General features: G+C 69.5%; 24 protein-coding genes. 9 read left to right on the top strand and 15 right to left on the bottom strand.

Going from position 1 to position 21043, the window contains the following annotated elements; all coding sequences use genetic code 11:
* Positions 1-22 precede the first annotated feature (22 nt).
* Together AB0H88_RS26695 and AB0H88_RS26690 are read right to left on the bottom strand one after the other, a co-directional pair.
* On the bottom strand, positions 23-427 hold the full coding sequence (locus tag AB0H88_RS26695; protein WP_357649330.1) for a YciI family protein: 405 nt from the start codon (positions 425-427) through the stop codon (positions 23-25).
* Positions 428-535: 108 nt separating this feature from the next.
* Positions 536-898 (bottom strand): DsrE family protein, encoded by a 363-nt coding sequence (locus AB0H88_RS26690; protein WP_357648895.1) that lies wholly within the window; start codon positions 896-898, stop codon positions 536-538.
* 66 nt (positions 899-964) lie between these two features.
* On the opposite strand from AB0H88_RS26690, the gene AB0H88_RS26685 reads away from it, so the two are divergent.
* From AB0H88_RS26685 to AB0H88_RS26670, 4 genes are all read left to right on the top strand, one after another.
* On the top strand, positions 965-1465 hold the full coding sequence (locus tag AB0H88_RS26685) for an FABP family protein (RefSeq protein ID WP_357648893.1): 501 nt from the start codon (positions 965-967) through the stop codon (positions 1463-1465).
* Between the two features lie 5 nt (positions 1466-1470).
* A complete protein-coding gene (locus AB0H88_RS26680; protein WP_357648891.1) occupies positions 1471-1767 on the top strand; it encodes a DUF2470 domain-containing protein in 297 nt (98 codons plus the stop codon).
* A gap of 305 nt (positions 1768-2072) precedes the next feature.
* Complete coding sequence (locus tag AB0H88_RS26675) at positions 2073-2486, top strand: Fur family transcriptional regulator (RefSeq protein ID WP_357648889.1); 414 nt, start codon at positions 2073-2075, stop codon at positions 2484-2486.
* A 66-nt stretch (positions 2487-2552) separates the two neighbouring features.
* Positions 2553-3491 carry a glycine cleavage T C-terminal barrel domain-containing protein gene (locus AB0H88_RS26670; RefSeq protein WP_357648887.1) on the top strand — a complete coding sequence of 313 codons (939 nt, stop codon included), beginning with the start codon at positions 2553-2555 and terminating at the stop codon, positions 3489-3491.
* 56 nt (positions 3492-3547) lie between these two features.
* Here AB0H88_RS26670 and dtd read toward each other — a convergent pair whose 3' ends face one another.
* A complete protein-coding gene (gene dtd, locus AB0H88_RS26665; RefSeq protein WP_357648885.1) occupies positions 3548-3973 on the bottom strand; it encodes a D-aminoacyl-tRNA deacylase in 426 nt (141 codons plus the stop codon).
* A 59-nt stretch (positions 3974-4032) separates the two neighbouring features.
* Here dtd and AB0H88_RS26660 point away from each other — a divergent pair, with 59 nt between their 5' ends.
* Positions 4033-4941 (top strand): asparaginase, encoded by a 909-nt coding sequence (locus AB0H88_RS26660; protein WP_357648883.1) that lies wholly within the window; start codon positions 4033-4035, stop codon positions 4939-4941.
* Positions 4942-5334: 393 nt separating this feature from the next.
* Here AB0H88_RS26660 and AB0H88_RS26655 read toward each other — a convergent pair whose 3' ends face one another.
* The 4 genes from AB0H88_RS26655 to AB0H88_RS26640 form a co-directional block, all read right to left on the bottom strand.
* A complete protein-coding gene (locus AB0H88_RS26655; RefSeq protein WP_357648881.1) occupies positions 5335-7146 on the bottom strand; it encodes an ABC transporter ATP-binding protein in 1812 nt (603 codons plus the stop codon).
* Positions 7146-8804 (bottom strand): ABC transporter ATP-binding protein, encoded by a 1659-nt coding sequence (locus tag AB0H88_RS26650; RefSeq protein ID WP_357649328.1) that lies wholly within the window; start codon positions 8802-8804, stop codon positions 7146-7148. Before AB0H88_RS26650 ends, AB0H88_RS26655 begins: the two co-directional genes overlap by 1 nt.
* A gap of 475 nt (positions 8805-9279) precedes the next feature.
* Positions 9280-10887, bottom strand: coding sequence for a DUF2207 domain-containing protein (locus AB0H88_RS26645; protein ID WP_357648879.1), 1608 nt, complete (start codon positions 10885-10887; stop codon positions 9280-9282).
* 46 nt (positions 10888-10933) lie between these two features.
* Positions 10934-12028: an FAD-dependent monooxygenase gene (locus AB0H88_RS26640; RefSeq protein ID WP_357648877.1), complete on the bottom strand. Its 1095-nt coding sequence runs from the start codon at positions 12026-12028 to the stop codon at positions 10934-10936.
* 115 nt (positions 12029-12143) lie between these two features.
* On the opposite strand from AB0H88_RS26640, the gene AB0H88_RS26635 reads away from it, so the two are divergent.
* Entirely contained in the window at positions 12144-13229 is a 1086-nt protein-coding gene (locus tag AB0H88_RS26635) for a TetR/AcrR family transcriptional regulator C-terminal domain-containing protein (protein ID WP_357648875.1), read from the top strand.
* Positions 13230-13364: 135 nt separating this feature from the next.
* On the opposite strand, the gene AB0H88_RS26630 is transcribed toward AB0H88_RS26635, so the two are convergent.
* Positions 13365-14099, bottom strand: coding sequence for an alanyl-tRNA editing protein (locus tag AB0H88_RS26630; protein ID WP_357648873.1), 735 nt, complete (start codon positions 14097-14099; stop codon positions 13365-13367).
* A gap of 195 nt (positions 14100-14294) precedes the next feature.
* Here AB0H88_RS26630 and AB0H88_RS26625 point away from each other — a divergent pair, with 195 nt between their 5' ends.
* Positions 14295-14864 (top strand): SGNH/GDSL hydrolase family protein, encoded by a 570-nt coding sequence (locus AB0H88_RS26625; protein WP_357649325.1) that lies wholly within the window; start codon positions 14295-14297, stop codon positions 14862-14864.
* On the opposite strand, the gene AB0H88_RS26620 is transcribed toward AB0H88_RS26625, so the two are convergent.
* From AB0H88_RS26620 to AB0H88_RS26600, 5 genes are all read right to left on the bottom strand, one after another.
* The gene (locus tag AB0H88_RS26620) at positions 14849-15196 is read right to left on the bottom strand and encodes a DUF2516 family protein (protein ID WP_357648871.1); all 348 of its coding nucleotides are present in this window, start codon (positions 15194-15196) and stop codon (positions 14849-14851) included. The two genes, AB0H88_RS26625 and AB0H88_RS26620, sit on opposite strands and share 16 nt — an antisense overlap.
* Positions 15197-15335: 139 nt before the next feature.
* Positions 15336-15752 carry a hypothetical protein gene (locus AB0H88_RS26615; protein WP_357648869.1) on the bottom strand — a complete coding sequence of 139 codons (417 nt, stop codon included), beginning with the start codon at positions 15750-15752 and terminating at the stop codon, positions 15336-15338.
* Positions 15753-15755: 3 nt separating this feature from the next.
* Positions 15756-16247, bottom strand: a complete 492-nt coding sequence (locus tag AB0H88_RS26610; protein ID WP_357648867.1) for a helix-turn-helix domain-containing protein — start codon at positions 16245-16247, stop codon at positions 15756-15758.
* 59 nt (positions 16248-16306) lie between these two features.
* Positions 16307-17212, bottom strand: coding sequence for a M56 family metallopeptidase (locus AB0H88_RS26605; protein WP_357648865.1), 906 nt, complete (start codon positions 17210-17212; stop codon positions 16307-16309).
* On the bottom strand, positions 17209-17571 hold the full coding sequence (locus AB0H88_RS26600; RefSeq protein WP_357648863.1) for a BlaI/MecI/CopY family transcriptional regulator: 363 nt from the start codon (positions 17569-17571) through the stop codon (positions 17209-17211). The genes AB0H88_RS26605 and AB0H88_RS26600 overlap by 4 nt, the downstream gene beginning before the upstream one ends.
* A 54-nt stretch (positions 17572-17625) precedes the next feature.
* Between AB0H88_RS26600 and AB0H88_RS26595 the strand changes: the two genes are divergently transcribed.
* On the top strand, positions 17626-18129 hold the full coding sequence (locus tag AB0H88_RS26595; RefSeq protein ID WP_357648861.1) for an O-acetyl-ADP-ribose deacetylase: 504 nt from the start codon (positions 17626-17628) through the stop codon (positions 18127-18129).
* 7 nt (positions 18130-18136) lie between these two features.
* Here AB0H88_RS26595 and AB0H88_RS26590 read toward each other — a convergent pair whose 3' ends face one another.
* Together AB0H88_RS26590 and AB0H88_RS26585 are read right to left on the bottom strand one after the other, a co-directional pair.
* A complete protein-coding gene (locus AB0H88_RS26590; RefSeq protein WP_357648859.1) occupies positions 18137-18928 on the bottom strand; it encodes a class I SAM-dependent methyltransferase in 792 nt (263 codons plus the stop codon).
* Complete coding sequence (locus AB0H88_RS26585) at positions 18921-19664, bottom strand: SDR family NAD(P)-dependent oxidoreductase (protein ID WP_357648858.1); 744 nt, start codon at positions 19662-19664, stop codon at positions 18921-18923. The genes AB0H88_RS26590 and AB0H88_RS26585 overlap by 8 nt, the downstream gene beginning before the upstream one ends.
* A gap of 132 nt (positions 19665-19796) precedes the next feature.
* On the opposite strand from AB0H88_RS26585, the gene mshA reads away from it, so the two are divergent.
* Positions 19797-21035, top strand: coding sequence for a D-inositol-3-phosphate glycosyltransferase (gene mshA, locus AB0H88_RS26580; protein ID WP_357649323.1), 1239 nt, complete (start codon positions 19797-19799; stop codon positions 21033-21035).
* Positions 21036-21043 lie beyond the last annotated feature (8 nt).

Raw genomic sequence — 21043 nt, 5'->3', positions numbered from 1 at the left:
CACAACAGGACCTCGTCGCCGATCACAGCTCCTCGGAGCCTCCGGCGATCGGCCGTATGTCCACGTGCCAGTCGTGGATCAGGGTCGCGTTCGCGGGGTGGGGAGTGTCGGCCAGTCGCGCGGCGATCTCGGTGGCCCGGTCGAAGCTCTCGCACTCGACGATCGTGTAACCGGCCAGGACCTCCTGCGTCTCGGAGTAGGGCCCGTCCGTCACGACCGGAACCCCGTCCTTCAGCTCGACCCTCCTGGCGAGCACGGGCGCGCTCAGGCCCTGGGCGTCCACGAACTCCCCGGACTCGACCAGGGCGTTGTTCCACGCCTCCATGAAGGCGTGCAGCGCCGCGACGTCCTCACCGGACCAGACCGGATTGTCCGGCTTCCCGGACAGATTGTCGTAGTCGCGCTGCGTGCCGCTCATCATGATCATGTACTTCACGATCTCTCCTCTCGGCCGGCACCGCTCCCGGTGCCGTACACCAGAGACGTCGGAACCACCGAGCCACTCCGGACACGCGCGCCGGAGGTTTATCCGCGGTCAGTACACGAGAGCCTGCGCGCCCTCCGCCACGGCCTCCTCGACGAAGGTGGAGGCGCCGGCGATGCGGACGCCGTCGATGAGGTCGTCGACCGTGAGGTCACGCCGGGCCGCGCACTGGGTGCACACCGTCACCCGGCCGCCCGCCAGAACGGCGTCCAGCAGGTCCGTGAGCGGAGCGGCATGGGCCAGGTTGAACTCCTTGGCCTTGCCCGGCACCGCGAACCAGGAGGACTCGCCGGTCAGCCAGAGAGAGACCGGAACACCGCTCGCCAGCGCGGCGGCCGCGACCGTGAACGCCTGGTTACAGCGCTCCGGGGCCTCGGCGCCGGCGGTCACCTTGATCACCAGTGAACGTGCCATGCTCGTCACCCTAACCCCCTTCCCGCAGGACGCCTTCACCGCGGGCGGCCAGTACAGTTTGGTGCCATGGAAGATGCTGAGGTCCAGGTGCCGGTGCATCCCGATCTGGAGCCGATCGCGTTCCTGATCGGTCGCTGGGAGGGCGCCGGTGTCGGGGGATATCCGACGATCGAGAGCTTCAACTTCGGTCAGGAGATCGAGTTCGGCCACAACGGCAAACCGTTCCTGTCGTACGTGAGCCGCACCTGGCTGCTCGACGAGGACGGCAACCGGGTCAGGCCGCTCGCCACCGAGTCCGGCTACTGGCGGCCGCAGCCCGACCGGCAGCTCGAGGTGCTGCTGGCGCATCCGACCGGCATCGTGGAGATCTACATCGGCGAGGTCGTCTTCCACAAGATCGAGCTGCGCACCGACGTGGTCGCGCGCACCGCCTCGGCCAAGGAATACACCGCGGCCACCCGCCTGTACGGGCTGGTCAAGGGCAACCTCATGTGGGCCTATGACATGGCCGCGGTCGGGCACCCGCTCACATCGCACATGTCGGCGGAGCTGAAGAAAGTAGCTTGATCCAAATGAGCACCCCGTTCACCGCTGAGGCGGTCGAGGCGATCAAGCGGCACATGAACGACGACCACCCCGACGACGCGCTGATCATCGTGCGGGGGCTGGGCGGCCGGCCCGCCGCGACGGCGGCGGCCACCAGCGGGGTCGACGCCGAGGCGATCGAGTTCACGATCGACGGCGGCGAGCAGGTCAGGGTGCCGTGGGGAGAGACGCTGACCGAACGCCCCCAGGTGCGCATGGCGGTCGTACGCCTCTATCGCGAAGCCTGTGACAAGCTCGGCATCCCGCCCCGCGGCGCGCACTGACCACGCGCTGCGGACCGAGGGCATGGAAAAGGGCCCCAGGCGGCGTTCCGCTCGTGATCGAGCGGGTCGGATGGACCATGGACAGGAAAACCATCCCCGCCCTCCGACTGCCAGGGGCCCCGGTGGTTGCCTCGAATTCGCTAAGCAGACGCGAGACAACAGTCCGCATCGTTAGCGGACAACCACCTCGCTAGTCCAACTATGAATCACCATTGTTTGGACCACCTCCTTTCGGCGTACTCCAGAAGCTATGCGCTCGGTCGAGGAGGGGGCAAGTGATTAATACTCGGTCGTAGACTCGGGGCATGACGGAGACGCAGTGGCACGAAGAACTCCGCGCCAAGGGCTACCGGGTGACCCCTCAGCGACAGCTCGTGCTGGAGGCGGTCAAGTCGCTTGAGCACGCCACGCCCGAAGAGATCTGCGTCAGGGTGCGTGAGACGGCCCGCGGCGTCAACATCTCGACCGTCTACCGCACGCTGGAACTGCTCGAAGAGCTCGGCATGGTCACCCACACCCATCTGAGCCACGGCGCGCCCACCTACCACCTGGCGGCGGACGCCGACCATCTGCACCTGGTCTGCCGGGGCTGTGGCGAGGTCGGCGAAGTGCGCCCCGAGCTCGCGGACGGGCTGGTCAAGGGGCTGGACAGCGAGATGGGCTTCGTGGCCGACGTACGCCACCTGACCGTCTTCGGCCTCTGCGGCAAGTGCCGATAAGACTGCCTTCAGCCGCCGACCACACCGTCTTCGGCCTCTGTCGCAACTGCCGATAACCTGGAAGGCATGCGCAGCCCTCTGCTCGATCTCCCCGGTGCCGTTCCCGCCGACGGCCCCGACTCCGACGTGGCCGCCCACTACGGTGACCTGTTCGCCGAACAACGGGCGCTCGTCAAGGGCGAGGCGGTGGTCGACCGCAGCAACCGCGAGGTGGTCCGTGTCTCCGGGGCCGACCGGCTGAAATGGCTCAACGACCTGACCTCGCAGAAGCTCGACACGCTGGCGCCCGGCGAGTGGACGCAGACGCTCGACCTCGATCTCCAGGGCCGGGTCCTGCACCACCTGACGCTGGTCGACGACGGCGAGAGCGTGCTGGCGCACGTCGAGCCGGGCACCGCCGACAGCCTGGTCGCCTACCTCGACCGGATGCGGTTCATGCTCCGCGTCGAGGTCTCGCGCGCCGACGACCTGGCGGTGCTCTCGTCCGCGACCGAGGACTTCCTGGTGCCGCGCGCCGAACTGCCCGACCATCTGGGCAAGCCGCTGGCCGGGCTCTGGGCGTACGAGGCGCTCCGCATCGAGGAGCACCGGCCCCGGCTCGGCTTCGACACCGACCACAAGACGATCCCGCACGAAGTGGGCTGGATCGGCAGCGCCCTACACCTCACCAAGGGCTGCTACCGGGGCCAGGAGACGGTCGCCCGCGTCCACAATCTGGGGCATCCGCCGCGGCGGCTGGTATTCCTGCACCTCGACGGCAGCGTCGACACGCTGCCGGCGCACGGTGCGCCGGTGATCTTCGAGAGCCAGGAGGTGGGCGTCGTCGGCTCCGCCGCCCGCCATCATGAGCTGGGCCCGATCGCGCTGGCCATGGTCAAACGGACGGTGCCGGTCGACGCGCCCCTACTCGCGGGCGGTGTCGCCGCCGCCCAAGAGGTCATCGTCCCTCCAGACGCGGGCCGCAACGTCACCATCGACCCGGCGATGCGTCGCCGCCTGCGGTAAAGCGCCCGTCTCCGGTAAAGCGGGCGTCTCCGGTAAAGCGGGCGCGGAGGCTATATTCACACGTCCACCACGAGCGTGATCGGCCCGTCGTTGACCAGGGACACCTTCATGTCCGCGCCGAACCGGCCTGTCTCCACGTGGGCTCCCAGCGCCCGGAGTTCGTCCACCACCGCGTCCACCAGGGGCTCGGCGACCGGTCCCGGGGCGGCGGCCTGCCAGGTGGGCCGCCTGCCCTTGCGGGCGTCGCCGTACAGGGTGAACTGACTGATCACCAGGAGCGGCGCCGACACGTCGGAGCAGGACTTCTCGCCATGCAGGATGCGCAGCCCCCAGAGCTTGGCGGCGAGCTTGCGCGCCTCGGCGTGGGTGTCCGGGTGCGTGACGCCGACCAGCACGAGCAGGCCCGGCTCGTCGATCGAGCCGACGGTCTCCCCATCGACTACCACGGACGCGGTACTGACTCGCTGCACGACTGCTCGCATGAGACCTCATTCTGGCCCAGGTCAAAAGCTTCGTAGACTCATGCCGAAAGGGGAGGCGAATGTCGCTGGTCGTGGAGGTTGTCCGGTCCGGGTTCGTGGAGTCGACCCATCACGTGCGCATGCTCACCGTGAACGCCGCGGGCGATCCGGTCGCGGTGCACGGCGCGGTGCACGTGCCGGCCTCGCCGCGCTCGGCCATGAAGCCGCTCCAGGCGCTCGGCATGCTCCGCGCCGGGCTCGCGCTCGACGGCGAACTCCTCGCGCTGGCCTGCGCCTCCCACTCCGGTGAGCCGTATCACGTGGACGGCGTGCGGAAGATCCTCGCGGAGGCCGGGCTGACGGAGGCGGCGCTGCTCTGCCCCGAGGACTACCCCTTCGAGCGGGCGGCGACCGACCTGGGCCGCGTTTACATGAACTGCTCGGGCAAGCACGCCGCCATGCTCGCCACCTGTGTGCTGAACGACTGGCCGCTCGCCACCTACCTGGAGCCGGCGCATCCGCTGCAGCGGACGATCCGCCGCACGGTGGAGGAGCTGACGGGCGAGCGGGTCGCGGCCTCGGGGGTGGACGGGTGCGGCGCGCCGCTGTTCTTCGTCTCGATGGTGGGCGTGACGCGGGCCTTCCGCGCGCTGGCCCTGGGGGAGGCGGGCTCGTACGAGCGGCGGATCTTCGACGCCATGCGCGCGAACCCGGAGTGGACCTCGGGCACGATCAGGCCGGAGGCCGAGCTGATGCGGGCCCTGCCGGGGCTGATGGTCAAGGTGGGCGCGGAGGGGTTCGACGCGTTCGTGTTCGAGGACGGGCGGGCGGGCGCCGTCAAGGTCGAGGACGGCGCGCAGCGGGCCCGCACGCCCGCCACGGTGGCGGCGCTGCGCTCGCTCGGCCTGGACGCCCCTGAGCTGGACATGATGGCCCGCCCGCCGCTGATGGGCGGCGGACGCGCCGTGGGCGAACTGCGCCTCCGCTGAGCGGCTGTCTATGTCCCACAGCCCGCCTGCCCGATGCGCCGTTCGATGTGGGTGTACGGAAGGTCGCGCTCCGCCAACGCCCTCACGACCGCCGGCCCCGCGGGCCCGGACCCGATGACACATGTGTCGTACTGGTTCTCGCTCACCAGTCCGCCTCCTTTCTCTGCCCGCGTCGCAGGCGGTGCCGGGAACCTGTTCGAATCCGACGCCGTCGCCTTCGCTGGTGCGACCCGTCTGGCGACCAGGCCTGTTCGGGCGGGTCATCGCCCGTCACGCTGCCCGTCACGTGGTCACTGTCTCGCGCTGAGTGCGGCGATCGTCCTTGGCGTCCATATCAGCGCCAGTTCGTTGACGACCACGACTGGCTGACGGTCTTCGATCGAGCGAGCGGGTTCACGTGGTGACCGCCACGAAGCCGGTGCCGGGGCGATAGTCGGGTGACTGGTGGCGGAAGTAGGTGTTGTACACCTCGCAGTAGCGGCCGCCCCGGGCCAGCAGGCTGGTGTGGTCGCCCTGTTCGACGATTCGGCCGTGGTCCAGCACGACGATCCGGTCCACGTGCTCGATCGTGGACAACCGGTGCGCGATCACGATGGAGGTACGGCCGGCCAGCACCGCGTCCAGCCCCTCCTGGATCTGGGCCTCGGTCAGCGGGTCGACGCTGGCGGTGGCCTCGTCCAGGACGACGACCGCCGGATCCTGGACGAGCAGCCGGGCCAGGGCGACGAGTTGCCGTTGCCCCATGGACAGGGACCGGCCGTGCTCGCCCACGTCGGTGGCCAGGCCGTCCGGCAGCGCCTCGATCCAGTCGCCGCCGCCGACACCGATGGCCGCTTCCAGCACCTCATCGTCGCTCGCCTCGGGGCGCGGGTAGCGGATGTTGTCCGCGACCGTGCCGCTGAACAGGAACGGCGCTTGCGGCACCGCCCCGATCTGGCGGCGGTACGCGGCCAGATCCAGAGACCGGATGTCCCGGTCGTCGATCAGGAGGGTGCCGCCGGAGAATTCGTAGAACCGGGTGATGAGCTTGCTGAGTGTCGACTTCCCCGCCCCGGTGTGGCCGACCAGCGCCACGGTCTCCCCGGCCTCGATCGAGAGATTGAAGTTCTCGAGGACCGGGGTCTCAGTGGAGTAGCCGAAGCTGACGTCTCGGAACTCGATCCGCCCAGCCAGCCGCCCGACCGGCAGGGCATCGGTCTGCACCACCCTGGGGGTGGCGTCGATCAGCGCGAAGACCCGCTCGGCCGCCGACAGCCCCTGCTGGAACTGCGACCAGAACGCGGCGATCGACGTCAACGGGAACCAGAAGAACGCGACCGCCTGCAAGAACAGGTACCAGTCACCGGCCGACAGGCCGCCGTCGCGGACCGCGTTGCCGCCCGCCAGGACCAGCATGACCTCGGCCAGCCCGGCGACGAGGAACAGCAGTGGGAAGATCGACGCGAAGGTGAACCCCTGCCGCAGTTGTACGGCGTAGCTCTGCTCGTTGATTGGGCGGAACTCGTCGTAGACCCGCTGCTCCTGGCGGAAGTTCTTGGCGACCGCGATCCCGCCCATGGTTTCGGTGAGATTGGCGTTGACCCGGCTCATCGAGCGCTGCGCCCGCCGGGTGGTGGAGCGGGCGATCTTCCGGAACCGCAGCGCGCAGCCGACCACGATGGGCACGATGAGCAGGGTCAGCAGGGCCAGCGGGACGTTCCGGGTGAACAGCAGCGCGGTGACGAATCCGACGACCAGCACCTGGCTGAGCAGATCCATGCTGAGGCCGACGACGCTCGCGAAGTCATCGGTGTCGGAGGTGACCCGGCTGACGATCCGCCCGGACGGGTTCTCGTCGTAGAACGACAGGTCCCGTTCGAGAACGGCGTCGAAGGCGTCCTCGCGCAGGGTGAGGACCACGTCGCCGGTGGCTTTCGCGTTGAGCCACTGCCGGACGAAGTTGAACACCCAGCCGAGCCCACCGGCGAGCAGTATGCCCCCGGCCAGTGTCCAGATGCCGCCGCCGTGCACGATCCGGTCGATGCCCCAGCTGATCATCACCGGGACCGCCGCCTGGGTCAGCGAGCCGAGCACGATCATCGACGCGACGCCGAGCATCGTCCAGCGTTTCGGCCAGAAGTAGCCGACGACGCGGCGGAGCAGCTCACGATCGGTGTAGGTGCGGTCGTAGTCCTCGGCCTCCAGACCGTCCATCAAGAACCCCATCAGACCGGCACCTCCACTTCGTCGTAGCGCGAGAAGATCCGCCGATACAGAGGGCTGCGGCCGAGCAACTCGTCGTGGGTGCCGAAGTCGACCAGCTCGCCCCGCCGGATCAGGAGCACCTTGTCGGCCCGGCGGATCTGGGACAGCCGGTGGGTGATCAGCAGTGTGGTCCGGCCGGACTGGACGCGTTCGATCGCCTCCTGGATGCGGTCCTCGGTGGCGGAGTCGATGGCGCTGGTCGAGTCGTCGAGGATCAGGATGGCCGGGTCGGTGAGCAGCGCCCGGGCGATGGCCAGGCGCTGCCGCTGGCCGCCGGAGAGGGTGACGCCACGTTCGCCGATCACGGTGTCGTAGCCGTTGTCGAGCTCGTCGATGAACTCGGCCGCCTGCGCGTCTTCGGCGGCGCGGACGACGGCTTCCCGGTCGGCCCGCTGACCCAGCCCATAGGCGATGTTCTCGGCGATCGACCGGGAGAACAGCACGATGTCCTGCTCGATGGTGGAGATCTGCGAACGGAGCGAGTTGAGGTTCCAGTCGCGTACGTCCACGCCGTCGACCAGGATCCGGCCGGAGTCGACGTCGAAGATCCGCGGGACCAGCTTGGTCAGGGTGCTCTTGCCGGAACCGGTCTCGCCGACGATGGCCACCGTCTCGCCCTGCCGCACGGTGAAGGAGACACCGCTGAGCACCAGCGAGCCCGCGTAGGAGAACGACGCGCCGTCGAAGACGAGCTCACCGCGCATGGCCGCGGTGTGGCCGTCGGCTCGCTGGTGGAGCTCGGTGTCCGCGTTCATGATCTCGAGAATCCGGCGGGCGGAGACCAGCCCGAGCTGGACTAGGGAGAAGGTGAAGGTCGACACGTTCGTCGGGAAGTGCAGCAGGGTCATCAGACCCATGAAGGCGATCAGCTGGCCGAGTGTGAGATCCCCGGCGGTGTGCAGGGCGACGCCGTGCCAAAGGGCGGCGGCCATCGCCAGGGCGAGCAGCAAAGTCGGCAGATAGCGGGCCCGGACCAGGCCCTCGCGTACGGACAGGTCGCGGTAGAGCCGCGCGTTGCGGTGGAACCGGAGTCGCTCCTGGCGTTCCTGCGCGGTCACCTTGATGACCTCGATGCCCCGGACGGCCTCGCTCAGGTGGGCGTTGAGCGAACCGAACTGCTCGCGCATCCCGGTCGCGACCGGGTTGAGCTGCCGCATGTAATGCCACAGCGCCAGCCCGAACACCACCAGGAAGCTCGCCGGCACCAGCAGCAGCCGCACGTCGATCAGCGCGATGAAGACCAGGGGGATGAAGGCCTGCGAACCGGAGTCGACGATCATGTCGAGACCAGGTGAGACCAGCATGCGCAGCTGTTTGATGTCGTTGGCCGCCCGGGCCATCAGGTCGCCGACCCGCTGCCGGTTGTGGAAGGTCTGGCTCTTGCCGAGCAGACTCACGTAGAGCTCATCGCGGGTATCCCGGTTGAGCCGGCTGGCCAGCAGTTCGCTGCTGAGGCGCGCGCCGATGTCGAGCAACCCGCGGGCCAGCACGATCCCCAGCAGAGCGCCCACGATGGGGAGCAGCTCACCGTGGCCGGCCACCGCGTCGAACGCGGCACCCACCAGACCGGGTATCGCCGCGTTCAGAACCACCATCGCGATGGCTCCGACTAAGAACACGCTCAGATAGAGCGGCTGGCGGCGCAGATGGGACCAAATCCAGCGAGCCGGTCCACGCCGGTCGTGGGTCACCCCCACGACCGAGAACTCAGCCTGCTGAACCGCTCCTGTGACAGTCACCCGCGCCTCCCCGAGCCATGCCGCCCCCGCCCAGGACGCCGCAGGGTCGGTTGTATCAAATGGCACCGACATTTCCCCAGCCGTTTATTCGGGGGCTGCGGCCCCGCCCGCCGACGTTTCCGCGCGTCAGCGGCGGCGGTAGGCCCACACGCCCAGCGGGGCGAAGAGCACCGCGATGACGACAATCCACAGCAAGGACACGAACACGCTGTCCCCGACGGGCTGGCCGAGCATGAGCGGGGGAATTACCGCCAGACCAACACGGCGGCATGCCCGCGGAGGAGGCCGCGGCGCTGCCCCGCCCGAATCCGTCGTAGACGGGATCGGATCAGATTGGTCAGGCCTTCGCCGGGCCCTACAAAGTGCGGAACTGGCGGCTGGCCGAGATGGCGCCCGAGGTGGTCGTGGTGAACGTCCGCATCGACCCGGCGAACTTGGACAGGTCCCACTCGGCCGGGCCGTGATACCAGTACAGGTTGTCGGTTTCGTGCCCGTTGCCGGTGACCGAGGCGACGACCCGGGCCCAGTGTTCCACGCCATCGAAGATCACCGCGTACGGGAGATAGCGGGAGAAAAGCTCCACCCGGTGCTGCTCGGGCACCTCGCCGAGGTCACCGGAGAACAGGTACTCGCGGAAACCCATCGTGTGCGCGAGCGCGGCCGAGCCTTTGGCGGTCTTGGCGGGCATGTACTGGCCGCCGACCGCCAGGGCGCCACCGGCGATGATCAGCGCCAGGCCCAGCAGACCGTACGTGGTGAACCAGGCGAGCGCCACCGTGGCCAGCAGGCCCACGCCGATGAGCAGCACGCCGATGACCGTCCAGCGGGTCCGCTCGGTGTCGGGACGGCGGGCGAACCAGCCCTGCGTCACCACGTCGGCGTAGAGGGCGTCGCGGACCTTGCCCAGGTGGCTGGCGAACGAACCGGACAGCTGGGACAGCAGCACCATGTCGCGCCCGTCGAAGATGGCGTCGTAGAGCGCCCGCTCGTACGGCAGCAGCGTGTTGACCGGCGCGTTCGGCAGCCTGACCAGCGTCCAGTCGGGTGCGTCGTAGGTCTGCCTCGGCTGCTCGTCGATCCGCAGGTAGCCGCGGACCGCGAGGTCCACGATCGTCGCGGTGACGTCGACCACGTCGGCCTGCTCGTCCACGAGTGTGCCGATCTGGCCGGGCCGGACGCCGTCGGGCGGGGAGAAGTGCCCGTTCTGCACAGGGGCGACCGAGTTGCGCTCGTGCCCGGCAGCCCTGGAGTCGCGTCCGCGCGTCCAGTAGAGCAGGCCGACGCCGCCGAGCAGGAGGACCAGCAGGGCGGCGAGCGCGCCGCCGGTGACGCCGTTCAGCGTGAACGCGCCGGCCAGCGAGAAGCGCCGCTCCAGGATCGGCGCTCCGCCGGTGGAGCCCTTGGCGTAGCCGACGACCACGGTCAGCGCTTGGCCGGGGCCCACGTTCTGCTGCTCGAAGGCGGCCTCGGTGGCGCCGTGGTCCATGGAGGCGGACGTACAGCCGATGGCCGAGGTCAGCTCACCGGCGAAGCACGACAGGTTCTGCACCTGGCCAGGGCCGCTCACCTTGACCGTCGCCTTGGTGACCGGCGTGCTCCAGCCGTTCACCGCGAACCAGCGCAGCTCCTCGATGGCGCCCGCGGGCGTCACGGCCCCCTTGACGTCGTACTGGACGGTGCCCGGCCCCTTCATGGTCAGTACGTCGCCGGTGAGCGTGCCGCCCTTGACGTTCGAGATCTGGTAGAGCCGGTCGTTGTCGTCGTCGAAGCGGGTCCTGGTGAGGAACGTCCGCTTCAGCTCCCCCGAGCCGCCGCTGATCTTCTCCACCACGTGCAGCGTGCCGTCCTTGGCGAGGCTCATGGTCACCTCGTCGGTGATCCCGGCCGCCGCCGTGGCGGGGACGGCGCTCAGCGACAGAGCGACGGCCCCCAGTATGGCCAGCGTGCGCCTGATACCCGTCATGGCGGCACATCGTAGCGGTTCGTACACCTTGCGCGGGCAGGCGGGATCAGCCGAGCACGATGCCGTTGGCGGCCCGCTGGACGTTCTCCGGAGCCGCGCCCTGACCGGGGTTCTCCAGGGCGAGGGCCTGGTTGAGCTCGGCGAAGGGCCGCAGCCGCGCCTCGTAGCGGTCGAACGCGCCGTGCGGATCCCTGGACAACTCCTGAGCCAGTACGTACGCGCCGACCATCGCCAGGCTGGTGCCCTGGCCCGACAGCGGCGAGGCACAGTAGCCGGCGTCGCCGACCAGCGTCACCCGGCCTTCGGACCAGCGCTCCATCCGGATCTGCGCCATCGCGTCGAAGTAGAAGTCGTCGGCCGCCCACATCGCCTTCAGCAGCCGGGGCGTCTCCCAGCCCAGCCCCGCGCAGCGCTCCTCGATGAGCCGCTTCTGCTGCTCGACGTCGCGGTAGTCGTAGGCGACCTCCTCACCGCCGAAGCCGATGTTGACCCGTATCGAGGCGTTGCCGGGGGCGGTGTAGAGGCCGAACCCCGCCTCGCCCTCGCGGTGCCACACCTGCCAGCGGTCCAGGCCGAGGAAGTTGTCGGCGCTGTAGATCGCCACGTACATGCCCAGATGGTGGATGAACTGCGACTCCTCGCCGAACACCAGCCCGCGCACGTTCGAGTGCAGGCCGTCGGCGCCGACCACGTAGTCGAAGCGCCGCCGCACCCCGCTCTCGAACGTCACCTGGACACCCTGGCCGTCGTCGTGGAGCGCCGCGATCGAGTCGCCATAGAGGTATTCGGTGCCGCTGCCCGAAGCGGCGATGACGAGCGCGGTCAGGTCGTCGCGCATGATCTCGATGTCCGGGCTGTCCAGCCGGCCGCCGCTGATCGTCTCCTCGGTGGTGCGCATCAGCTCGTTGCCTTCGCCGTCGACCATCGACATGCCGCGCATGTCGGTCTTCATGGCTCGCGCCTGCTCCAGGATGCCCATGCGCGCGGCCACCTCCAGAGCGGCTCCCCGGATGTCGATCGCCTGGCCGCCTCGCCGGGGGGCGGGGGCGCGTTCGACCACGGTCACGTCGAAACCGTGCTCGCGCAGCCAGTAGGCCAGGACGGGTCCGCCGATGCTGGCGCCGGAGATGAGGACGTTCATGGGGTTCTCCCTTGCTTGTTGTTGACGCTGTACGAGGTGAATGTACGGCGTACAGACAGGGTTTGCAACTGGGAATCTGCTAATCTCTGTACTAGTACAGGGTTGGGGAGGTCGGGTGGCTGTGGAAGCCGTGCCGCCGTACGTGCGGATCGTCGAGGACATCAAGCGCCGCATAGCGGACGGCGAGTTGCGGGTCGGGGAGCGGGTGCCCTCCACCAGGCAGCTGGCCAGGGACTGGGACGTGGCCCTGGCCACGGCCGCCAAGGCGCTGGCCCGGCTCGGGCAGGAAGGCGTGGTCGTGGCCGAGCCGCGCGTCGGCACGGTCGTCGCCGGACCGTCGGCCCGGTCACCACGGCGCCCGCACGGCGACCTCCCCGTCCCCAGCCGGGAGCCGACACGAGAGCCGGCCCGGGAACCGACACGAGACCCTGCCCGGGAGCCGACACGAGACCCGGCTCGTGATCCGGCCTTCCGTGATCCGGTCCGTGACGCGGTTCGTGATCCGGCCCGTGATCCGGCCCGTGATCTGACGCGGGATCGTGTCGTGCGGACCGCCGTCGAGATCGCCGACGCCGAGGGGCTGCCCGCGCTGTCCATGCGCGGCGTCGCGGGTCGGCTCGGCGTGGCCACGATGTCGCTCTACCGTCACGTGGGCGGCAAGGACGACCTGGTCGAGCTGATGATCGATCAGGTGTTCGGCGAATTCCCGCTCCCCGCCGAGCCGCCCCCCGGTTGGCGGGCCCGGCTGGAGGTGGCGGCCCGCGTGCAGTGGGCGGCCTACCGGCGGCACCCGTGGCTCACCCGGATCACCTCGCTGACCCGGCCGCTGCCGTCACCCAGCCTGCTCAGGCACGCTGAATGGGCGCTGGCGGCGGTCGACGGCCACGGCCTCGACCCGGAGAGCATGATGCATGTGCACATCCTGATGTACAGCTACGTCCAGGGGATCGCCGCCAACTTCGAGCTGGAGTCACAGGCGCAGGCCGCTACCGGCCTCACCGAGGACGAATGGATGCGGGCCCAGGACGCGCAGCTGACGGCCGTCGCCACTTCGGGCGCCTATCCCACGTTCGCCGACGTCATCCGGCGGATGGACGGCGACTTCGACTTCAACCTCGACCGGCTCTTCGAGTTCGGTCTGCGACCGCTGCTCGACGGGCTGTCCGGGATCATCGAGACCGCAGGCCAGGCCAGGTCATGACCAGTCCGGGAGCGCGACCGGGAGGCGCTGGTCCGGGACCGCGACGCGGAGGCGTCAGCCTGAGGTAGCGATGCGGAGGCGTCAGTCTGAGGTAGCGATGCGGAGGCGTCAGTCTGAGGTAGCGATGCGGAGGCGTCAGTCTGAGATGGCGATGCGGAGGCGCCGGAAGCCGCGGCCCTTGCTCTCGATCTTGGCCACCTTGATGCGCCCGATCTGCTTCGTCGAGGCGACGTGCGTGCCGCCGTCGGCCTGGGTGTCCAGCCCGACGATGTCGACGATCCTGACGTCCGCCACGTGCGCCGGCACCAGGTTCGTCGCCGTCCGGATGATGTCCGGGATGTTGAACGCCTCCTCGCGCGGCAGCACCCGTACGTCGATGCGCCGGTCCGCGACGATCTCGGCGTTGCACGCGTCCTCGACCGCCTCCTTGAAGCCCGGCGGCAGCTCCGGCAGGTTGAAGTCCATCCGCGCGCTCAGCTCGTCCATGTTGCCGCCCGTCACCAGCGAGCCGTAGTCGCGGAAGACGACGCCGCACAGGACGTGCAGCCCCGAGTGGGTACGCATCAGGGCGGAACGCCGCGCGTCGGCCACCGCCCCCTGAACGACCGTGCCGACCGGCGGGACCGGGTCGCCCTCTGCCGGAATCAGGTGCAGATCATCGCCTTTGCGCACTCCGACGATCCGAGTTTCCACCCCCTGCCAGAGCAGAACTCCGTGATCCGCCGGCTGACCGCCTCCGCCCGGATAGAATGCCGACTTGCTCAGCACGATTCCGTCGGGTGTGGAGTCAAGGACGACGGCCTCGAAGTCGCGCAGATTCTGATCCGACAATTCGAGCCGTTCTGTCCGCCCGTGGAGGTCATGAGTCATGTCGGCAGCTTAAGCCCCGAGGTGGTTATGCGCGGCCTGCTGGATCGAGCCCTGATCGCACCGGCTGTCGCGATATTGGGGATTTGTTGCGCTATAGCGGGATGCAGTGGTGGGGCTGGTGAATCCTGGCCGAGCCCGGCGCAGCTTCATTCTGAGTCGCCTCTGCCGCGGAGCGCGCCGACCGCGCCGGTCGTGATGTTCGTCGGCGACAGCTTCACGGTCGGTTCCGGCCCGGTCCCGCCCTGGCGGACCTATGCCGCCGAGACGGCTCGCCTGCTCGGCTGGCAACCGGTCATCGCGGGCGCGGGCGGCACCGGCTATCTCAACCAGGGCCGCGTCGGGCGTACGTTCCAGGAGTCGTTCGAGGCCGAGCTGGCCTGGCGTCCCGCGCCCGATGTGCTGATCATCTCGGGCGGCCACAACGACTGCCCGTGGTCCCCGACCAGCGTACGGCGAGCGGCGGCGAGCCTCATCTTCGAGGCGCGGACCCACTGGCCGAGAACCCGGATCCTCGTGATCGGCCCCATCTGGCTGCACGACACCCCACGCAAGGCATATCGGCTGCGTGACGCCCTGTCGAGCCTGGCCCAGCAGGAAGCAGTGCCCTTCCTGGACCCGCTCGCCGACCAGCGGATCACCGGCACCCCGTCCGGCCAGTTGCTCCCCGACGGCATCCATCCGACCGCCGAGGGCCATCTCCACCTGGCCCAATGGCTGGCGGACGCCGTCGGCCGCCTACCCGGGAAAGATCACCAAGGCCCATAGGGGCCGTTGTTGCCGCCGCGCCCGCCCATGCCCTTGACGGCGGGCTTGACGTCGACGACGTAGATCGTCGCCGCGATGACGGCGATGATCGAGAAGAACCCCAGCCCGATCCCGAGGAACTCGCGGCCCCCAAGGAACATGAAGGCCTGGAAGTAGGACCACGCGCCCGCGGCGGAGAACAGCGTGGCCAGGATCAGGATGATCAGCCAGAGGTTTTTCTGCAGCTTGCCGGCCGACACGAACGCGTTGGTCGGCACCCGCGCCGCGTGCACCAGCGCATAGACCGACATGCCGAAGATGCCGACCGCGAGCAGCAGGAAGAGAAGATTCAAGCCGCCGTTGACAATTTCCATAAGAGTCCCGCCCAACGCTCGCGATGAAACGGCCCCAGCCTAGTAGGCGCCCCCGACAAACGGGCACCCCCGAAGCGGAAAGCCCGCCTCCGTGCGGAGGCGGGCTTTCGGCGTGGTGTCAGGCCTTGGGCGTGGTGGCCTTGGTGGTGCGGGGCTTCCTGACGGGGGTGGCGACGGCCGGCTCGGCGGCCTCCGACACCTCCTCCAGCTCCAGCGCGGCCTCGCCGGTCGTCTTGCTGACGACCTTGCGCCCGCGGGTGGCGAAGTCCTCGTAGACCTCGGTGGCCAGCACAGTCAGCTGGTCGGCGTAGGTGCGCGCCTTCTCGGGGAACTCCCTGGCGAAGCCCTCGGCCTTGTCGGCGTAGGTGCGGGCCTTCTCAGGCAGGTCCTTGGCGATCTCGGCGCGCCGGGACTGCAGCTTCAGCAGGTGGTCGGGCAGCTCCCGCAGCTTCTCCACGGCGTAGTCGCCCGCACCCGCCACGGCGTAGAACGGCTTGGAGTCGGTGAGCTTCTTGACCTCAGTGGCCAGCGTCATGGGTTAACCTTCCTTGGTTTCCTGGTTGGCGGTGCCATTGCCGGTGGACGCCGCAAAAGGCTCAAGCGCGGCGAGATAATCCTCAGGCAGCGGCTCGTCGTCCGATTCGGAGTCGTGCCGGAGATGAGCGTTCTGGGAGGTCTGCTCGTCTTCGGCGCGCTTCTCTTTGCGAAACGACTCGTAGATATCGATGAGCACCTGGCGTTGCCGCCCGGTCAGGGTCGCGTCGGCGCGAATCGCGGTGATGACATCACTCGGCGGCTCGCGATCCTCGATCAGGCCCGCCTGCACGTAGAGCGCTTGCGATGAGATGTGCAGACCCTTGGCGATCTGGTTGAGAATCTCCGCGCTCGGCTTTCGCAGACCGCGCTCGATCTGGCTGAGGTAAGGGTTGGACACCCCTGCGGCCGCCGCGAGCTGGCGCAGCGAGATCTTCGCCTGCTGCCGCTGCTCGCGGATGTATTCGCCGATCGAGCCGACCTTCGGTAGTGCCATGCCTCTAGTGTGCCCCAGAGTGCTTGCAATTGCAAACGCAAAGGAAACGCCAGCAAGCATTAAAACTGGATGGTCCAGAGGAACGGTGTGGCGGTGACCAGCGTCACGGACAGCGCGAGGATGCTGAAGCGCATCGCGGTGGGCAGTGAAGGACTTGGCTTGATCAGGCGGTCCACCCGGGCCATGACGTTCTGGGCGCGTACGCCGAGCATGCCCTGCGGGGTCGGCATGGCGCCGGCCGTGCCGAACCTGAGCAGGGCGGTGGCCAGCCTGCGCGGCGAGCAGTAGCGCCGCGCGCGGTCGTCGGCGGCCATCTCGATGAGCAGCTCGACCTGCGCCTGCGCCTCGCAGACCACCTTGGACCAGGGCAGGGCCCGGCGCAGGGCGGCGAACGGCAGCAGCACCAGGTCGTGCCGCTCCCGTACGTGCGCGGCCTCGTGCGCGAGCACGGCCGTGAGCTCGTCGTGCGACAGCAGCTTGAGCGCGCCCTCACTGACCACCACCTGCGAGCGCAGCCCCGGCACGCAGTAGGCCGCCGCGCTCGGATGGTCGAGCACCCGCACGCCGGGCACGCCCGGGTCGTCACGGGCGATCAGGGCGAGCAGCACGCGGTGCCGCCTGCGTGCCTGCAGCGCCTGCACACCGGCGGCGATCAGCACCACGATGAGGACGGTCAGTGAGGTCAGCCCGGCGATCATCGCCGTCACGTGCAGCGGATCCCAGGTCCCACGCGGGCGCTCGCCACTCAGGAAGGCGGCCATGCCCGGCAGGATGCCCAGCCCGGAGGGCTGGACGGCGTACGCCAGCATGGCGCCCGTCGTGGCCAGGCCCCAGGCCACGCCAAGGGACTGCCAGAGGATGATGGCGATCCGAGGGGCGCGAGACGTCCAGCGGGCAGTCGTGAGACGCCAGGAGCCGAGCCCGCACGCCAGGGCGAGCGCTGCCAGCGTCGCTGCCGTGGTCACTCTTCCTCCAGCTCCAGCTCCGTGAGAGCCCTGCGCAGGATCTCCGCCTCCGAGCCGGACACGGCCTGGGCGAAGCGGGTGAGGGCGGCCGAGCGGTCGCCCGTCAGGTCCAGAGCTTCCAGCATAAGCTCAGCGATGTACGCGTCGCGGCTGGCCGCCTGCTCGTAGCGCCAGGCGCGGCCGTCGCGGGTCCGCTGGAGGAACCCCTTGCGGGTCAGACGGTCGAGGACGGTCATGACGGTGGTCGGGGCCAGATCGCGGTCGGCTATGAGCCTGCCGACCTCACGGGCCGTCAGAGGGTTGCTCCCCGCCCAGATGATGTCCATGATGCTGCGTTCGAGCTCGCCAAGACCCTTCACACGCTTCAGCGTAGTACTACAAAGCGTCGAGCAGATATCCGGGATGCTGGTGAGATGGACGTCACGCTCGTACAGGGGGACATCACCGCGCAGACGGTTGACGCGATCGTCAACGCCGCCAACTCGTCGCTGATGGGCGGGGGCGGGGTCGACGGCGTGATCCACCGGCGCGGCGGGCCGGAGATTCTCGCCGCCTGCCGGGAGTTGCGGGCTTCCCACTATGGCAAGGGACTGCCGGCCGGGCAGGCCGTGGCCACGACCGCCGGACGGCTCGACGCCAACTGGGTGATCCACACCGTCGGGCCGGTCTATTCGCGGACGGATGACCGCTCCAAAGTCCTGGCCTCGTGTTATCGGGAGTCGCTTCTGGTGGCCGACTCGCTGGGGGCCCGGTCGGTGGCCTTTCCCGCGATCTCGACCGGCATCTACGGGTGGCCGCTGGACGACGGAGCCCGCATCGCGCTGCGCACCGTGCGGGATGTTTCCACAGCTGTGGACGAAGTGCGGTTCGTCCTGTTCGACGCGGTCGCTTACGCGGCCTTCTCCGAAGCTCTTTAGAGGGCTGTCAGAGGGGCGCCACGGAGTCCCAGGGGAGGGTCAGTTCGCCGAGTCGCCATCTGGCCGTGCCGCCGAGCGGCGGATGCCGGTGGATGGGCCAGGAGCTCGCCAGCAGGTCCACGGCGGCCAGCCAGCGTTGCCGGCGGCCATGGGCGCCGTACGGGGCGGTTCTCGCCCAGGCACGGTCGAAGTCGCTCAGGAACGTATGGATGCGCTCACCGGGGATGTTGCGGTGGATGAGGGTCTTGGGCAGGCGGTCGGCCAGGTCCGAAGGGCGGTCGAAGGCGTCGAACCTGGCCGAGAGGGTGAGCGTGCGCGGGCCGTCCCGATCCAGGCCGGCCCAGATCGCCCGGTGGCCGCTCTCCGAGCAGGTGCCCTCCACCAGGACACCGCCGGGGGCCAGCCGGCCGCGCAGCGCCTCCCAGTAGCGCCAGGCGTCCGCCTCGCCGTACTGCCGCAGGACGTTGAAGGCCCGGATCAGCAGCGGGGGACGCGAGACCGGCAGTTCGAAGCCGCCCAGGGCGAAGCTCAGGCCGGCGCGCTCGTACGGCTTGGCCAGGGCCACTCGCGCGGGGTCGATCTCGATGCCCACCACCTCGATGTCCGGGCTGATCCGCCGCAGGCGGGTGAACAGCTCCAGCGTGGTGGTGTGGGAGGCGCCGTAGCCGAGGTCCACGGCCAGCGGCCGGACGGCGCCGCGCAACATGCGGCCGTGCGCGGCGGCGATCCACCGGTCGGCGCGCCGCAGCCGGTTGTGCCCGGTCGTGCCCCTGGTGATCGAACCGACCGGCCTAGCCACCGACGCGGTGCACCCGGTGCTGGGCGGCCTGGGCGCGCGGGCGTATGACCAGGCGGTCGATGTTGACGTGCGCGGGCCTGGTGACGCACCACACGATCGCGTCGGCCACGTCGTCGGAGCTCAGCGGATCCGGCACGCCCTGGTACACGCGGGCGGCCGCCGCCTCGTCGCCGCGGAAGCGGTTCACCGCGAAGCCCTCGCTCTGGACCATGCCCGGCGCGATCTCCACGACGCGCACAGGCTGCCCGACCAGCTCCAGCCTGAGCGTCTCGGCCATCGACCGCTGCGCCTGCTTGGCGGCCACGTAGCCGCCCCCGCCCTCGTACGCCACCAGCGCCGCGGTCGAGGTGAGCATCACCAGCACTCCGTCGCCCGACTCGACGAGCATGGGCACCAGGGCCTGCGTCATCCGCAGCGATCCGAGGACGTTGGTGTCGTACATCCGCTGCCAGTCGTCCAGCAGCCCCTCGGCCACCGGCTCCATGCCGAGCGCGCCACCGGCGTTGTTGACCAGCACGTCGCACCGGTCGAGCGAGGCCGCCAGCGCGTCCACCGACTCCTGAGAGGTCACGTCCAGGGACACGGGACGGATGCCGGGCACCTCGGCGGCCAGCTTGTCCAGCCGGTCCTGACGCCTCGCGCCCGCCACCACGTCGTAGCCCTCGGCGGCCAGGCGCCGCGCCGTCGCCTCACCGATCCCGCTGCTCGCGCCCGTCACCACAGCCGTCTTCTTCATGGCCGACATCTTGCCAGGCCTGCCCAGACACCCCGCTTGTCGGGAATGTCGGGATGCTCGGCATAGTTGTAATGCGTTTGGAGGTGGTGTCGGGTGAGGCGACGACGGGTCAACCGGGTCGCGACCATCAGCATGCACACGTCCCCCCTGGAACAGCCCGGCACGGGCGACGCCGGCGGGATGAACGTGTACATCGTCGAATCGGCCAAGCGACTGGCCGAGTCCGGCGTCGAGGTGGAGATCTTCACCCGGGCCACTGGGCGTGACCTGCCACCGGTGTCCGAACTCGCCCCCGGTGTCATGGTCCGCCACCTGACCGCCGGACCGTACGAGGAGCTGACCAGGGCCGACCTGCCCGGCCAGCTCTGCGCGTTTTTGTCCGGCGTGCTGCGGACCGAGGCGATGTACGACCCCGGCCGCTATGACGTCATCCACTCGCACTACTGGCTGTCCGGCCAGGTCGGCTGGCTGGCCAAGGAGCGCTGGGGCGTGCCTCTGGTGCACACCATGCACACCATGGCCAAGGTGAAGAACCTGCTGCTGGCCCAGAACGACCAGCCCGAGCCGCCGGCCCGCGTAGTGGGTGAGCAGCAGGTCGTGGAGATCGCCGACCGGCTCGTGGCCAACACCGCCGATGAGGCGAACGAGCTCATGGAGCTGTACGGGGCGCAGGAGGAACGCGTCGCGGTCGTGAACCCGGGTGTCAACCTCACGGTCTTCCAGCCCGCTTCACAAGGGGCTTCCCGGCGCCGCCTCGGACTGCCGCAGAACGCGCACGTCCTGCTGTTCGTGGGCCGGATCCAGCCGCTGAAGGCGCCCGACGTGCTGCTGCGCGCCGCCTCGCGGATGCTCATCGACGACCCCTCGCTGCGCGAGCGCCTGGTCGTCGCGTGCGTGGGCGGCCCGTCGGGCAACGGCCTGGCCAGGCCGTCCCTGCTCGCCGAGCTCGCCGCCGAGCTGGGCATCTCCGACGTCGTCCGGCTCGTGCCGCCCGCGCCGCAGCACGAGCTGGCCGACTGGTACCGCGCGGCCGACGTGACCGTCGTGCCGTCCTACAGCGAGTCGTTCGGCCTCGTCGCCCTGGAGTCACAGGCGTGCGGCACCCCCGTCGCCGCGGCCGCCGTGGGCGGGCTGCGCACGGCCGTACAGGATGGCGTGTCGGGCGTGCTCGTGGACGGCCACGACTCGCACGAGTGGGCCCGCGCGCTGCGTCGCTTCGTCACCGCGCCGGCCTGGCGCGACGGCCTGTCGGCCGGCGCCCGTGAGCACGCGGCGGCCTTCGGCTGGCAGGCCACGTCGTCGCGGCTGATGGAGGTCTACGCGGACGCCGTCGCCGACCTGCACAGACTGCCGGTCGCCGTCATCTCATAGGCGGTCGT

It is taken from the genome of Nonomuraea sp. NPDC050680 (assembly GCF_040654555.1).
Taxonomy (GTDB): domain Bacteria; phylum Actinomycetota; class Actinomycetes; order Streptosporangiales; family Streptosporangiaceae; genus Nonomuraea.
The sequence above is the reverse complement of the archived record's forward strand: the minus strand, read 5'-3'. Positions and strand labels throughout refer to the sequence as shown.

What these genes read in the sequence shown, in the direction of transcription:
- AB0H88_RS26640 (WP_357648877.1), bottom strand. Translation starts at nt 12,028, where the DNA reads ATGAACGTCCTCATCTCCGGCGCCAGCATCGGCGGACCCGTCCTGGCC.
- AB0H88_RS26690 (WP_357648895.1), bottom strand. Translation starts at nt 898, where the DNA reads ATGGCACGTTCACTGGTGATCAAGGTGACCGCCGGCGCCGAGGCCCCG.
- AB0H88_RS26670 (WP_357648887.1), top strand. Translation starts at nt 2,553, where the DNA reads ATGCGCAGCCCTCTGCTCGATCTCCCCGGTGCCGTTCCCGCCGACGGC.
- AB0H88_RS26625 (WP_357649325.1), top strand. Translation starts at nt 14,295, where the DNA reads ATGTTCGTCGGCGACAGCTTCACGGTCGGTTCCGGCCCGGTCCCGCCC.
- AB0H88_RS26615 (WP_357648869.1), bottom strand. Translation starts at nt 15,752, where the DNA reads ATGACGCTGGCCACTGAGGTCAAGAAGCTCACCGACTCCAAGCCGTTC.
- AB0H88_RS26675 (WP_357648889.1), top strand. Translation starts at nt 2,073, where the DNA reads ATGACGGAGACGCAGTGGCACGAAGAACTCCGCGCCAAGGGCTACCGG.
- AB0H88_RS26695 (WP_357649330.1), bottom strand. Translation starts at nt 427, where the DNA reads ATGATCATGATGAGCGGCACGCAGCGCGACTACGACAATCTGTCCGGG.
- AB0H88_RS26680 (WP_357648891.1), top strand. Translation starts at nt 1,471, where the DNA reads ATGAGCACCCCGTTCACCGCTGAGGCGGTCGAGGCGATCAAGCGGCAC.
- AB0H88_RS26645 (WP_357648879.1), bottom strand. Translation starts at nt 10,887, where the DNA reads ATGACGGGTATCAGGCGCACGCTGGCCATACTGGGGGCCGTCGCTCTG.
- mshA (WP_357649323.1), top strand. Translation starts at nt 19,797, where the DNA reads ATGCACACGTCCCCCCTGGAACAGCCCGGCACGGGCGACGCCGGCGGG.
- dtd (WP_357648885.1), bottom strand. Translation starts at nt 3,973, where the DNA reads ATGCGAGCAGTCGTGCAGCGAGTCAGTACCGCGTCCGTGGTAGTCGAT.
- AB0H88_RS26585 (WP_357648858.1), bottom strand. Translation starts at nt 19,664, where the DNA reads ATGAAGAAGACGGCTGTGGTGACGGGCGCGAGCAGCGGGATCGGTGAG.
- AB0H88_RS26610 (WP_357648867.1), bottom strand. Translation starts at nt 16,247, where the DNA reads ATGGCACTACCGAAGGTCGGCTCGATCGGCGAATACATCCGCGAGCAG.
- AB0H88_RS26685 (WP_357648893.1), top strand. Translation starts at nt 965, where the DNA reads ATGGAAGATGCTGAGGTCCAGGTGCCGGTGCATCCCGATCTGGAGCCG.
- AB0H88_RS26595 (WP_357648861.1), top strand. Translation starts at nt 17,626, where the DNA reads ATGGACGTCACGCTCGTACAGGGGGACATCACCGCGCAGACGGTTGAC.
- AB0H88_RS26660 (WP_357648883.1), top strand. Translation starts at nt 4,033, where the DNA reads ATGTCGCTGGTCGTGGAGGTTGTCCGGTCCGGGTTCGTGGAGTCGACC.
- AB0H88_RS26630 (WP_357648873.1), bottom strand. Translation starts at nt 14,099, where the DNA reads ATGACTCATGACCTCCACGGGCGGACAGAACGGCTCGAATTGTCGGAT.
- AB0H88_RS26655 (WP_357648881.1), bottom strand. Translation starts at nt 7,146, where the DNA reads ATGGGGTTCTTGATGGACGGTCTGGAGGCCGAGGACTACGACCGCACC.